We start from the raw sequence: 11,762 nt of genomic DNA on the forward strand, positions 1-11,762 counted from the left end.
CGACCATGAATTTCAACGGCCGCTGGGTTCCGCTCGAAGTGATGGACACGATCCTCTTGTCATGGATGATCGTGGCCGTGCTGGTGGCGGTTGTGCTGATCCGGTTTGCCCGTTTTCGTGCTGCGAACAAGTCGGACAAGGGAAAACCCCACAAGGGCAACCCGGCACAATCCGCGAGGGATACTCGGAAGAAGCGCAAGGCGCGGCGAAAACCTTGACCTGTGTGCTTGTCTGTAACGCGCGATTGCAGCAAGCATGTCGTCCCCAGGAGGCATGCACGGGGTATGCAGAGGGCGTATCCGCAGGGTTCTTGTGCATTGCGGCAGCGGTTTTGCGGGGGTGCCAGAACGCCGATCCTCATGATCGCCCGTCAAATAGGGCTGAAATTCGTGTCACCGCAACAAAAAGGTTGTTGTGAACCCGCAATAGTTATGGCGTTCCTCTGAGCAAATGCGTTATATTTCGGCAGCATTGCAGTGGCAATGTTCTTTTTGGGAGAAATCGTGAATAAATCAGAAATCATCGAAAAAGTTGCAGCGGACAACGACCTTACCAAGGTCAAGGCAAAAGAAATCGTCGAACAAGTGTTCGGCTTCGTCGGTGCAGACCTGAAAAAAGAAGGCCGCTTTGCCTTCCCGGATCTGGGCACCTTCACCGTGACCCAGCGCGCAGCCCGTACCGGCCGCAACCCGTCCACCGGTGAAACCATCAAGATCAAGGCATCCAAGAGCGTGCGCTTCAAGCCGGCTCCGGCCCTGAAGGACCTGGTTGCAAAGGTCAAGGTCAAGTAATAAAGAAGCGGCGCAAGCCGCTTTTTTTATGTCCGGGCCGGCAACTGCATCATCACTGGCCTGCGTTCCCTCTCCTGCCTTTGCACCTCCCCGCCAGCCACACCTCATATCACCGGCTGACAGCCTTCCCGTTCCTTCCATCCTCATGGAAGGATTTGGAACATCTCCCTGAGGCACGCGGTCTTTTCAGGCAGGCACAAACAGCCGCCGTTGCACCAGGCCACCATCATGCGCATCCCGCACATCACAGAGAGCGACGTCGAATTCACCGCCATCCGGGCGCAAGGCGCGGGCGGCCAGAATGTGAACAAGGTATCGAACGCGGTCCATCTGCGTTTCGACATCCGTGCCTCGTCCCTGCCAGACGTGGTCAAGGAGCGCCTGCTGGCGCTGAACGACCAGCGCATCACGAAAGACGGGATCGTTGTCATCAAGGCGCAGTCGTATCGCAGTCTGGAAAAGAACCGGGAGGAAGCGCTGCAGCGCCTGCAGGAAATGATTGCGGCTGTGGCGGTGACGCCGCGTGTGCGCCGTCCGACCAGGCCGACGCGCAGTTCACAGGTAAAACGCCTCGACGGCAAGGCGAACCGGGGGCGAATCAAGGCAGCGCGCGGGAAGGTGAGCGACTGAGGTTGCACCACGCCGCTGCATGCGTGAATTGTCAGCGGGTTTGCGCGTTCTGCCGATCGGCTGATCAGCCGATCAACCGTTCAGTGCCGCTTTGGCTGCCTCTTCAGGCGTCAGCCCGTCGTAGAACATGTCGGTGAACCACTCGACCTGCTCCTCGATGTGGTCTTGCGCCTGCTGCAGCGTCGCCCCGCCTGCAACGAGGAAACCTTCCACCTCGATACACCACTTGATCAGTTCAAGTGTTTCCGGGTCCAGCTTTTCTTTCTTTGCCATGGTGAGTGCCCTTGCATCGACCGCGCTCGGTCGTCTGCCAAAGGGTAATCCCGTTTTCGCGGAAGCGCTACCTAATACGGCGTGCCGTCCTTGCGGGTGAAGCGCCACTTCCCCTCGATCATCACCGCCTTCAGGTCCTCGTCGGGATAGCTGACCTCGTCCCCCGCCGATCGGTCGCCCACCTCCAGGTACACGACTTCCTCCGAAGTGGGGTTGACGAGCTGGTGCCCATCCCCCGTGCCGGCCTTGAAGCCTGCGCACATTCCCGGCGCAAGACGGGTTTCGCCCGCATCCGTGCGCAGCACGGGATGCCCCTGCAGGATGTAGACGAACTCGTCCTGCTTCGAGTGCGCATGCCGTAGCGCCGATACCGCTCCGGGTGCGATGCGGGTGAGGTTGACGCCAAAGTTCGTCAGGCCGAACAAGTCCCCCAGCGGGTGCTTTACTCGTCCCGCCATGCGCGACGCAAAGGGTTCCGGATAAAGCGACGGCCTGGTGCGCAGGGGCGCTTCGGCAGCAACGAGAGCGACGAGTTGACGTTTATCGTTCATGTACACCTCATGATCGGCTGCACGCAATGTTGTCACATGCAAGCCATTGCGAGTTCTTGTTGTGATGCAATCCTTGCACGCCCCGCTTCCTGTCGGGCGTGACTTTTTCCAACATCAGGATGTGCCCTGCCTGCGCACGTGTTTTCGATTTAATAACGAGACACGGGATGATACTCGCCATGCGGTGTAGACGCGAAACCGGCGCTCAGTCGCGCTATTTGGCCCATGACGGCAGCCATTGCAGGAACCACGGCAACGGCCTGCCTTCGGCATGCTTACGGGCGACGGCATCCAGCACCAGCGAGGGCAGCACTTCCCGTGCACCGCCGAACAACTGCGAGTGGGCGTAATGCAGGTTCTCGCACCATTGCGGGTTGATGACGCATACCGCGGCGCCGGCGCGATGCGCGGTTTCCACGATCATTGCGCCCGGGTACATCTCGGCCGGCGTGCCGACGACGAGCACCAGTTGCGCGTCGGTCGCCGCCTCGATTGCCTTTGACAGCACGGCGGCATCGGGATTCTCGCGCAGCCAGACAATCGCGGGCCGCAGTTGCTCGCCGCACACGGGACAGCCCTTGCGCAAGGCATCAGGTTCCGCGACCTTGCCGGTCCAGCTGCACTTGGTGCACTTGAGGTGATCATAGCGGCCGTGGATGTGGATCACGTTGCTGCAGCCGGCATCTTCGAGCAGCGTGTCGACATTCTGTGTTACATGGGTGACGGACCAGCGCGCTTCCAGGTCGCGCAGCGCGAAATGGCCGGCATGCGGCTGCGCGGCCTGCAACCGATAGGCCTGCTCCACATACCAGTCGACCGCAAATTGCGTGTTGCGGCGGAATCCGGCCGCTGTCGCGACCTTCATGATCGTGTCGCCGGTCCACAGGTGCTCGCCGGCACCGCGATACGTCGGCAAGCCGGAGTCCGCGGACAGGCCGGCGCCGCTGTAGACGAGAATGCGCTGTGCATGCGCGAACTGCTCAAGGAGCTTGCGATATCCGGCCGGTTCGAGGCCGAAGGTGGCGGTCGCTGCGGTGCTGGGAGTCTTCATCGATGTGGTACGGGCGTTGTTTGCGCATTATCGCGTTGATTCACGCTTGATGCCACCACAACAGCGGCTGCCTGTGGCGCCACGCTTCACATCCTGTTCATCCGGTTGCGCGGGCCGGCTCCTAAGCGGCAACAGTGCCGGGAATCTTCCGCAAGGCAAGGGCCACCCCGGCCTTCCGGAACTGCTTGCGGCAGTAAAGCGTCTATCAATGCGCATGGCAATTTTGCAACACGCATCAGACTCGAGAACCCGAACAACATGAATGCAGCACGCCGTCCGATTGCCCTACCTTCACTGATACAACGCCGGCTGGAAAGCGCGGTCGCGGAGCTGACCGGCTCGGCCGCACGCGAAGCCGACTTCACCTCGCCGCCGGGCGAGCCGGCCCTGACCCGTCCGGATTCCGTCTCGTGGCAAGTGTTCAAGAATCCGGTGTCGCTGTTTATCGGCGGTGTCGCCGCCGTGATCCTTGAGCTGGCCGAACCGCGCGTGCGGGCCGGCGTATGGGGGCATACGACATTCCGCAAGGCTCCGCTGCCCCGCATGCAGCGCACCGGCCTCGCCGCCATGATGACCGTGTATGGCCCGCGCAGCAAAACCGAAGCGATGATTGCGCGCGTGCGCAAGATGCACGCGCATGTGCACGGAGTGACGCCGGACGGGATACCTTACCGCGCCGACGATCCCGAACTACTGACATGGGTGCATGCCACCGCGGGATATGGATTCCTGCATGCCTACAGCACCTATGTGCGCAGCCTGAGCGACGTCGAGCGCAACCGCTTCTTTGCGGAGGGCGCGACCTCGTCCCGCCTGTACGGTGCGACCGGCGCACCGGGCTCCGAGCGCGCATTGGACGAGCTCCTGATGAGCATGGAAGACAAGCTGCAGGCTTCGCCCATCATCTTCGAGTTCCTCGACATCGTGGGGAGGCTGCCCTTGCTCCCGCCGCCGCTCGCGCCGGTGCAGCGCTGGCTGGTGGAGGCAGCCATCAACATCCTGCCGCCGGGCGTGCGCGAACGACTGGAACTCGACGACAGGTGGAACCTGAAGCACTGGCAAGTGGTGCTGATCCGTCGCTGCGGTGCGCTGCTCGACCGCATTCCGCTGCGGTCCGCGCCGCCGGCACAGGCCTGTCGTCGCCTGGGCCTGCCGGAGACGTACCTCTACATGCGCTAGCTCCGGCAGTCCTGTACTTCTTCACGAATTCAACAAAGACGCTACGCCGGCCCCGGCGGCGCCTCCGGCAATGCGCCGCGTAGCGTGGTGGCAGTTTGCGTCGCTGCGCCGCCCTGCCGCGCGCCGAAGATCATTTCCGTCACCCAGTTCACCAGCAAGGCCGTATAGGCGCGCTGGCTACTCTCTTCCGTCAACCCGTGGTCTGCTCCCTTGATCACCCGATAGGTCAGCGAGTGCGGCTGCACAAAGGCGTCGAGATAGCTCGTAATCACTTCATGCGGAATCACATGGTCGAACTCGGACTCGATGACCAGCACATCACCGGCGAAGTCCGCGCAGGCGCGCAATGCGCGGTTGTCTTCGGCGGGCACCAGGCTCCTGCGGTAGGTGACGAGATCCTGGCCCTTGTGCAGCTGGCGCTTCGGCAGGTCCCAGCCATTGTCCATGTAGAGCGCCGGCACGCGCAATGCGAGCCACTTCACCGGCCGCAGCGTGGTAAGGATCGCCGCAAGATAGCCGCCGTAGCTGCTGCCGATAACGGCAATCGCAGACGGATCGACGAGGCTGTGGCTGGCCAGCACGTCATAGGCCGCGAGCAGGTCGCGCAAATTGCTCTCGCGCGTGACGGTTTCCTGCTGCCGCTTGGTATTGCCGTGGCCGCGCAGGTCGAAGGTAAGGCAGACGCAACCAAGCACGGCGACTTCCCGTGCACGCGCAAGGTATTGTTCCTGGCTGCCGCCCCAGCCGTGCACGAACAGCACGCCCGGCAGTTTGGTGTTCGGCGTGACGATGGTGCCGGCGACATGGCCGCCATCGACGGCAATGCGGATTTCGGCGTCACGTGTTGGCATACGGCTCCAGTCGCGAATATTTTGTGATGTGGCCGACCACCTCGTCTTCGCCCTGGTAGTAGACGGTGGCATCCGGCGGGACGCTGTGGCCTGCGCCATACGCTTCGACCGTCGATGCGCAGACCACCTGCAGCGACGGATCGGCACGGAAGGCATCGAGCGCGGCGATCTCGGCGCCGCTCGCCCCTCCGATGCGCCAGGACTGCTCGAGCACTCCGGAGTAGCGTTTTCCCGTGCCATCCACGCCCTGCGCTACGTCATAGTTGCAACGCGATGCAAACATGCCGGGGAAGGACTGCATCACGGCGGCATGGTAGGTGCGTGCTTGCGCCACCGCGTTCACCGTGTCAGGATCCAGTCCGATTCCGAGCAGGGCATCGAAGTCACCGCGCACCAGCGTCAGCGTCGACCCGCCATAGACCTCCTGGCCGGCGTTGTTGTTGGTCAGCTGCTGCGTACCGCAGTAGGTAACGAGATAGTCGCCAACCCGCACCTGCCCGACGCTCAGCGTCGCCACGTCAGCAAGGTTGCGCTCGATGACCAGTCCGTCATGCGCCAGTTCATCGCCATCGATCGCCTGCAAGCGCGCCTCCAGCTCACCGGCGTCGGCCGCAACCCACTGTCCCAGGCCGCCAATGCCGCTGGCTTTCTTGATGCGCACCGGCCCCTGCTCCAGCAATATCCGGCCTGCATGCAGCGCGTCCTCCAGCGAAAACGCGGCGTAACCGGGCAGCACCACTTCCTGCACCTGCGCGCCGAGCGCGAACGACCAGCCCTCGGGTGCGCGGGCATCGCGGGACGGTAGCGGATGGGTAATCATCTTTGTGGCGATGAAGGGAAACGGCACGACGCCGCCGAACAGGTCCTGCTCGCCGCTGATGCCGAGCGCGTGCGCTGCGTTGAGCGTGACGAAGGTATCGCTCGGCACGAAGTACCGTGCTCCGTCGCAAGATTGCGTTGCATCGAATTCGCCGGCAAATTCAAAACCTTTGATTGCGGCGAGACGTCGTGCAAGCGCACTGCACGTTGCGCTTTCATGCCCGCGCAAACGGCGCTGCGCGTTCCCCGAGTAGACGACGACCGTGCCCGGTGCGCCGGATTCATGTTGCCTGGCCATTGTGCTCCTTTGCTTTGCGGCGCCTGCAGATGCGACGGCACGATGCACCGTCGTTTCTCTGCTGAAATCAGACGCTTCCATGCGTCATGAGAAAGCAAGATCCGAGCCTTTTCGCACTTTCTTAACATCTGGAAAGAACGTGATTGCAAAGCAACATCAGGGATTGCCAAAGTGTATCCACCGCGTGATCCATCACAAATCCTGTTCATTTAGCGCAGCACCGATCGCATTGGCCAAAAACCTTTCGCCTATAGTGACGCTGCCTTAAACATCCTTTCATCACACCCTTATCCGGCGCTGGAAGCCAGTCTTTTCGACCGCCGCAAATCAACCCTATCGTCTATGCCCACATCCAGTAAAACAAAGCCGTATCGCATCCTGTCCCTGTCCGGCGGAGGTTACCTCGGCCTGTATAGCGTTTGTGTGCTCGAAGAACTTGAAGCGCGGGTGGGCGAACCGCTGGGGCGGCGGTTCGACTTGATCGCCGGCACATCGATCGGCGGCATCCTGTCGCTGGCGCTCTCCTTTGAAGTGCCGATGACCACCTTGAAGCAACTCTTCCTGGAACATGGAAAGGAAATCTTTCCGTTCAGCGGCATTCCATCGGGTGCCATCGGTCGCGTAATCGACATGGCGCGTTCGGCACTCGGCCCGAAATATAGTGGCGATCCGCTGCGCACCACGCTGGAAAAATACTTCGATGCAAAAACGATGGGAGAAGCGCCGCGCCCCGTAATCATCCCGGCGGTCAATGTGAGCAACGGCCGCACCAAAATCTTCAAGACCCCGCAGGGAAAGGACTTCATGGGCGATGCAACCGTTTCCGTCGTCGATGTCGCCATGGCGACCTGCGCCGCGCCCGGCTACTTTCCGTCAGTGCGCATTGGTGAGGAATTGTTTGCGGACGGCGGCGTCTATGCAACCGCGCCCGACCAGATTGCGCTGCACGAGGCGCAGCACTATCGCGACATCGACCCTGGCAATGTGCGCATGCTGTCACTGGGAACAGCCACTGCCGGCTATGTGCCGCGCGAAGATGTCACGGAGGATGCCAGCGCCGTTGCCTGGCTGTCGGAAGGCCGGCTCGTGCTCACCCTGATCTCGGTGCAGCAGCAGCACGTCAAGGCAATGATGCAAAACACTCTCGGCGACCGCTACCTGCGTCTGGACGCGGCATGGCCGGAAGGATCCGGCCTCGGCCTCGACGTTGCAACCGAAGATGCATCCAACACGCTCATGCGGCTGGCGCGCCAGACGATGCGCGTCGTGGATACTGCGACGCTCGATGCGTTCCTGACCTGAGATTACATCCAACGCCTGCCCGGAACCGCTCCGGTTTCAACAGTTCCGGTCAGGCGCAAATCCTTCTGGTGGCATTCCTAGCCACCAGCATGCATCAGTGCCGCACCGCATTTCCCCTCTCCAATTACCACCGATCCTGATGCATTCCTAAGAAACTGTAGGGCGAGCCATCCAATGAACGACTAGAACTATTCAGTGCATTAGGAATCCTCTTGAATAGAGTGCAGGCGTCGCTTTAACGCGCCATATCAACGAGAACTAGAAATTTCACAATAAGTATTTGGCGAGCTCGTGCGAATCTTAGGAAACATCTAGCCGCAACACTGTCAAACCCTGACTATCTGGAACCAAGGAGAAATGTGCATGGCCTCCAACCTGAAATCTGCAAGACAAGCGATCGAAGCCGAACTGGCGCATGCCAGGCAAGGCGCTACCTATTACAGCACCCGCGTGGAAGCGCTGGAAGCGGCACTGGAACAGCTCGAGAGCGTCGAAGCAGACGGAGACACCTCAACACGCGCGACAAAACGTGGCGCCACCGGAGCGAAACAGGCAGAGCCGCGCCGCGGACGCAAGCGCCGCAGTGCCTCTGGCGGCGCACAGCGAGGCAACGGCGCAGGAGCGCCCCGCCAGCAGCAAAGCCAGAAGCAACGCGCTGCCCGCGCATCGCGCGCAGCGGGCAGCCTGCCCACCACCGGCGGTGACTTCTGGTTGAAACTGGTGAGTGACGAACCGCGCTCGGCGGTCGATATTTCCAATGCGGCGATCGAAGCCTTAGGGATAAGGCCCGATCAAAAGGAAGAGATCCAGAAGCTGAAGCAACGCGTATCACCCGCGCTGGCGGGCCTGCTGTCCGCACACAAGATCCAGGATACGGGCGCCGGCCGGGAAAGGCGCTTCTTCAAGAGTGAAAGTGCAGCGGCTTAGTCTACGCATCGTCCGACCTGCTGGCCGGTTTAACGTTTTCGGCAAACCGCTTCCTGCACCATCTGTGCGCCCGCTTTCTCCATAGGAAGCGGGCGCTCTTTTTTAAGGCTACGCTGAACAGGTCCCGCGATGGCGCGCGCTTGGATTCGGGATGGGGCGCAAGGCCGACGCCGGCCGCGCGCAAACCGCAGCCATGGGGCGACCATGGCGAGGATGTGCAACGCTGCGGACCGCTCGAAGTCGGGATGCGTGGCGCGCGTGTACTTGTTCAGCGTGGCCTTCAGCCCTTCTCGACAATAAAAACCATGCCGAACGCGCCAATGGTGACCAGGCGCTCATCCACCTTCGTATAGGAAGCGAGGCCAACGGAGTGATAGGAAGAGACGAAGGCAGTCAGCACGCCCACGCCGAGCACGCCGGCAATCGGGCTGCGCTCGGCAATCGCTTCCTTGATCTTGGCGCGGTGTTTTTCCGGCGAGGGATTGAGTGCGAAGGCGAGCACGACGGCAACGGCTGCAATGACTAGGTAGAGAAGCTTGTTTGTCATGGTGTATTCCGGCTCAAGCCAGACAGGAGGTTAGTGATCGTTGCCCGATGCAGTCGCAGTGGAGCGGAACGGGCGGAGGGGACAGCTTGATGCGCGAACGCAGGCAACCGCGCTCGCGATCACTGGATCAACGCTTCTGGCCGAACATCTCGGTAAATTTCAAGCGGTCCGTCGTCGCGCGACGCGCATCGTCGAGGCTGATCTTCTTTGCTTTCACGAGCGTGGCGAGCTCGTCATTCATCGGATAGCAGCCGGAATCCGGCACCTTGCCGAGGCTATCGAGCAGCGGGCGGATCGCGCCGATGTTGCGGCCGGCGATCAGGCCAGACACTTCCGGATTGACGGTCAGGCACTCGGTCGCGAGATGGTAGCTGTTCTCCTGCTGCGACGGGATCAGCGCCTGGCAGATCACGCCGCGCAGGCAGTTGGACAGCGCTTCGGCCTGCGACTCCGAGTTGCCGAGCAGGCGCAGAAATTTCTGCAGGCCGAGTTCGGTCGAGCGCGCGTGCAATGTCGCGAATACCAGCGGACCGGCTTCCGCCAGCGCGAGCGTCTCCTGCGCCGTCTCTGCATCGCGGATCTCGCCGATCAGGATCATGTCGGGACGTTCGCGCAGCGCATCCAGCGCCCCAAGGTAGAAGCTTTCGACGTCGCCGTCGGCACCCACTTCGCGCTGCGTGATGATGCATTTGCGCTGCGGGATCAGCGTCTCTACCGGGTCTTCGATCGTGATGATGTGGCCGGAACGGGTCTTGTTGATCTGGTCGAGCAGCGAAGCGATGGTGGTCGACTTCCCCTGGCAGGTGTCGCCAATGATCAGCACCAGTCCGTTGTCGAGCTTCGCGAACGCCTGTGCGCATGGGCGCAGGCCGATCTTGTCGAGTGCGATCGGCTCGGTGGGGAAGCGGCGGATCACGCAGCCCAGACGCTTGTTACCCTGGAAGGAAAAGCAGTTGGCGCGGATGCGCGCGCTGTACAAGTCCTTGGAGCGGTCGAACGCGCGGTCCTGGATGCGGTCGGCCCAGTCCGGCTCGATCACTTCGAAGAACTCTTCCAGCTCTTCGCGCGTGATCGGCGTATCCGACACCGCCACCAGGCGCTTGGGCTGGCGCAGCATGATCGGACTGTTCTGATGAATGATGATGTCGCTGAAAACGGTATTCGAGTTGAGCAGGTGGACGATCTGCTCGATCAGCGTACCGTTGACGGGCAGATCGCCGGCCTCGACAAAGGTCAGGGTTTCGATCTGGGAGTAGCGTTGGTGTTCCATCCGTGTTTTTCCTTGTGCCCTTGGCTTGTAGCGATGTGTGTTCTGCGATGTGTGTCTGTTATGCGAGGGAGCGCGGCGCGTGGAGACCCTGCGCGGGTGCGGCATGGTCAGTGGCGTTCAGTCGGGAACGACTGCGGCGGATGTTGTCATTTTTCTCCCCCTTTACTTCTTGTCATGCCGGTGAATGTAGCCGACATGCGTGTTTGATCCGCCTTGCGAATTAAGCCAGTATTTTCCCGCTATTGGGGATTTCATCGAAGCACAACGTGGGTTTTCAGCAACAATGCCTACTTGCGTTTTTTCAAGCAGTGCAGATTCGCCAAGGAATTCGGGCGCTTGTTTGCGTGTCATCGCTTGTCATCCCCCGTCGTCATCAGCGCGTCCTTGATGCTGGTTCACCGAGGCTGCGGGCTGTGCGCATATCGCCGCCGCAGAGGACCCGCAGAGGATCGTTTCAAACCGCTTCCGCCGTGCCCCAATAGTTGTATGTCAACGGCCGGGGGCCGGGCAGGTACATCGTCTGCATGTCGGCGGACCGAAATCCCGCTTCACGCAGCAAGGCGGGAATGTCCCGATCCAAATGGCAGCCGCCGGCGATCTTCGACCACCATGGTGTGAGCCGGTGCTGCCATGCCTGCACCGATGGATCGTCCGCCAGGCCATGCTCGCAATAGATCAACCTCCCGCCGGGCTTCAGTACGCGGCGCATCTCTTTCAATGCAGCGACCGGATCGGGAATGGTGCACAAGGAATACGTGACCAGCACCGTGTCAAAGCTTGCATCATCGAAGGGAATGCGTTCTGCGGACAAGCCGACCAGCTCGACGGAAATGCCCGCCTCCTGCGCGCGTTTCCTTGCAAGGCGATGCATCTCGACGCCGGGGTCGAGTCCGGTCACGGTGTTGATATGCTTTCTGTCGTAATGCGGGAGATTCAAACCGGTGCCGATGCCGATCTCCAGCACACGCCCGGTCGCAATCGGCACCACCTTGTCGCGTTGCTTTCGCACCGGCCCGATGCCGCATGCGAGGTCGAGCAGGTAGGGGAGGATGTGGCGCTCGTACCAGTTTGGCGTGTGGGTGCTCATGTCAATGCGTCCGTCCGGTCAACTGCGGCATCGTTAGCCGTGTCGTAGAGAAAACGTTTTCCCTGGCTCACCTTTTTTGCCTCCTTTACGGCAAGTGCCCCCATGCATTTCCGTTTGCCGATGTGTGCTGCTATTTGTGGATGGGACCGGTTGCATGGCCTGCTTGTTCCGGCGACGCGGACGGTG

General features: G+C 61.3%; 15 protein-coding genes. 6 read left to right on the forward strand and 9 right to left on the reverse strand.

Annotated elements, in window-relative coordinates; translation table 11 throughout:
* The first annotated feature begins 5 nt into the window (after positions 1-5).
* From ACYVIA_RS04745 to arfB, 3 genes are all read left to right on the forward strand, one after another.
* Complete coding sequence (locus tag ACYVIA_RS04745) at positions 6-218, forward strand: hypothetical protein (protein ID WP_460838373.1); 213 nt, start codon at positions 6-8, stop codon at positions 216-218.
* 285 nt (positions 219-503) lie between these two features.
* Entirely contained in the window at positions 504-791 is a 288-nt protein-coding gene (locus tag ACYVIA_RS04750) for an HU family DNA-binding protein (RefSeq protein WP_460838376.1), read from the forward strand.
* Positions 792-1,019: 228 nt separating this feature from the next.
* Positions 1,020-1,421 carry an alternative ribosome rescue aminoacyl-tRNA hydrolase ArfB gene (gene arfB, locus ACYVIA_RS04755; protein WP_460838379.1) on the forward strand — a complete coding sequence of 134 codons (402 nt, stop codon included), beginning with the start codon at positions 1,020-1,022 and terminating at the stop codon, positions 1,419-1,421.
* Between the two features lie 72 nt (positions 1,422-1,493).
* Here arfB and ACYVIA_RS04760 read toward each other — a convergent pair whose 3' ends face one another.
* The 3 genes from ACYVIA_RS04760 to ACYVIA_RS04770 form a co-directional block, all read right to left on the reverse strand.
* Complete coding sequence (locus ACYVIA_RS04760) at positions 1,494-1,694, reverse strand: hypothetical protein (RefSeq protein ID WP_460838382.1); 201 nt, start codon at positions 1,692-1,694, stop codon at positions 1,494-1,496.
* Between the two features lie 71 nt (positions 1,695-1,765).
* On the reverse strand, positions 1,766-2,245 hold the full coding sequence (locus ACYVIA_RS04765) for a cupin domain-containing protein (RefSeq protein ID WP_460838383.1): 480 nt from the start codon (positions 2,243-2,245) through the stop codon (positions 1,766-1,768).
* Between the two features lie 214 nt (positions 2,246-2,459).
* Positions 2,460-3,296 (reverse strand): SIR2 family NAD-dependent protein deacylase, encoded by an 837-nt coding sequence (locus tag ACYVIA_RS04770; RefSeq protein ID WP_460838385.1) that lies wholly within the window; start codon positions 3,294-3,296, stop codon positions 2,460-2,462.
* A gap of 258 nt (positions 3,297-3,554) precedes the next feature.
* Between ACYVIA_RS04770 and ACYVIA_RS04775 the strand changes: the two genes are divergently transcribed.
* Positions 3,555-4,475, forward strand: a complete 921-nt coding sequence (locus ACYVIA_RS04775; RefSeq protein WP_460838387.1) for an oxygenase MpaB family protein — start codon at positions 3,555-3,557, stop codon at positions 4,473-4,475.
* A 41-nt stretch (positions 4,476-4,516) separates the two neighbouring features.
* On the opposite strand, the gene ACYVIA_RS04780 is transcribed toward ACYVIA_RS04775, so the two are convergent.
* Both ACYVIA_RS04780 and ACYVIA_RS04785 read right to left on the reverse strand, forming a co-directional pair.
* Positions 4,517-5,326: an alpha/beta hydrolase family protein gene (locus tag ACYVIA_RS04780; protein ID WP_460838389.1), complete on the reverse strand. Its 810-nt coding sequence runs from the start codon at positions 5,324-5,326 to the stop codon at positions 4,517-4,519.
* Complete coding sequence (locus ACYVIA_RS04785) at positions 5,313-6,443, reverse strand: DUF3182 family protein (RefSeq protein ID WP_460838391.1); 1,131 nt, start codon at positions 6,441-6,443, stop codon at positions 5,313-5,315. The genes ACYVIA_RS04780 and ACYVIA_RS04785 overlap by 14 nt, the downstream gene beginning before the upstream one ends.
* Positions 6,444-6,785: 342 nt before the next feature.
* Between ACYVIA_RS04785 and ACYVIA_RS04790 the strand changes: the two genes are divergently transcribed.
* Positions 6,786-7,745 (forward strand): CBASS cGAMP-activated phospholipase, encoded by a 960-nt coding sequence (locus ACYVIA_RS04790; RefSeq protein WP_460838393.1) that lies wholly within the window; start codon positions 6,786-6,788, stop codon positions 7,743-7,745.
* Positions 7,746-8,108: 363 nt separating this feature from the next.
* A complete protein-coding gene (locus ACYVIA_RS04795) occupies positions 8,109-8,672 on the forward strand; it encodes a hypothetical protein (protein WP_460838395.1) in 564 nt (187 codons plus the stop codon).
* Between the two features lie 280 nt (positions 8,673-8,952).
* Here ACYVIA_RS04795 and ACYVIA_RS04800 read toward each other — a convergent pair whose 3' ends face one another.
* The 4 genes from ACYVIA_RS04800 to ACYVIA_RS04815 all read right to left on the reverse strand — a co-directional run bounded on the left by ACYVIA_RS04800 (position 8,953) and on the right by ACYVIA_RS04815 (position 11,576).
* Positions 8,953-9,219: a hypothetical protein gene (locus ACYVIA_RS04800; RefSeq protein ID WP_460838397.1), complete on the reverse strand. Its 267-nt coding sequence runs from the start codon at positions 9,217-9,219 to the stop codon at positions 8,953-8,955.
* 127 nt (positions 9,220-9,346) lie between these two features.
* On the reverse strand, positions 9,347-10,489 hold the full coding sequence (locus ACYVIA_RS04805) for a type IV pilus twitching motility protein PilT (RefSeq protein WP_460838399.1): 1,143 nt from the start codon (positions 10,487-10,489) through the stop codon (positions 9,347-9,349).
* A gap of 162 nt (positions 10,490-10,651) precedes the next feature.
* On the reverse strand, positions 10,652-10,840 hold the full coding sequence (locus tag ACYVIA_RS04810; RefSeq protein WP_460838401.1) for a hypothetical protein: 189 nt from the start codon (positions 10,838-10,840) through the stop codon (positions 10,652-10,654).
* 103 nt (positions 10,841-10,943) lie between these two features.
* Positions 10,944-11,576 (reverse strand): class I SAM-dependent methyltransferase, encoded by a 633-nt coding sequence (locus tag ACYVIA_RS04815; protein WP_460838403.1) that lies wholly within the window; start codon positions 11,574-11,576, stop codon positions 10,944-10,946.
* Between the last annotated feature and the right edge of the window lie 186 nt (positions 11,577-11,762).

Source organism: Noviherbaspirillum agri (assembly GCF_054780595.1).

Coding starts and splice junctions, on each gene's coding strand:
- ACYVIA_RS04810 (WP_460838401.1), bottom strand. CDS start 10,840: ATGACACGCAAACAAGCGCCCGAATTCCTTGGCGAATCTGCACTGCTT.
- ACYVIA_RS04795 (WP_460838395.1), top strand. CDS start 8,109: ATGGCCTCCAACCTGAAATCTGCAAGACAAGCGATCGAAGCCGAACTG.
- ACYVIA_RS04815 (WP_460838403.1), bottom strand. CDS start 11,576: ATGAGCACCCACACGCCAAACTGGTACGAGCGCCACATCCTCCCCTAC.
- ACYVIA_RS04745 (WP_460838373.1), top strand. CDS start 6: ATGAATTTCAACGGCCGCTGGGTTCCGCTCGAAGTGATGGACACGATC.
- ACYVIA_RS04785 (WP_460838391.1), bottom strand. CDS start 6,443: ATGGCCAGGCAACATGAATCCGGCGCACCGGGCACGGTCGTCGTCTAC.
- ACYVIA_RS04780 (WP_460838389.1), bottom strand. CDS start 5,326: ATGCCAACACGTGACGCCGAAATCCGCATTGCCGTCGATGGCGGCCAT.
- ACYVIA_RS04790 (WP_460838393.1), top strand. CDS start 6,786: ATGCCCACATCCAGTAAAACAAAGCCGTATCGCATCCTGTCCCTGTCC.
- ACYVIA_RS04765 (WP_460838383.1), bottom strand. CDS start 2,245: ATGAACGATAAACGTCAACTCGTCGCTCTCGTTGCTGCCGAAGCGCCC.
- ACYVIA_RS04805 (WP_460838399.1), bottom strand. CDS start 10,489: ATGGAACACCAACGCTACTCCCAGATCGAAACCCTGACCTTTGTCGAG.
- ACYVIA_RS04770 (WP_460838385.1), bottom strand. CDS start 3,296: ATGAAGACTCCCAGCACCGCAGCGACCGCCACCTTCGGCCTCGAACCG.
- ACYVIA_RS04800 (WP_460838397.1), bottom strand. CDS start 9,219: ATGACAAACAAGCTTCTCTACCTAGTCATTGCAGCCGTTGCCGTCGTG.
- ACYVIA_RS04775 (WP_460838387.1), top strand. CDS start 3,555: ATGAATGCAGCACGCCGTCCGATTGCCCTACCTTCACTGATACAACGC.
- arfB (WP_460838379.1), top strand. CDS start 1,020: ATGCGCATCCCGCACATCACAGAGAGCGACGTCGAATTCACCGCCATC.
- ACYVIA_RS04760 (WP_460838382.1), bottom strand. CDS start 1,694: ATGGCAAAGAAAGAAAAGCTGGACCCGGAAACACTTGAACTGATCAAG.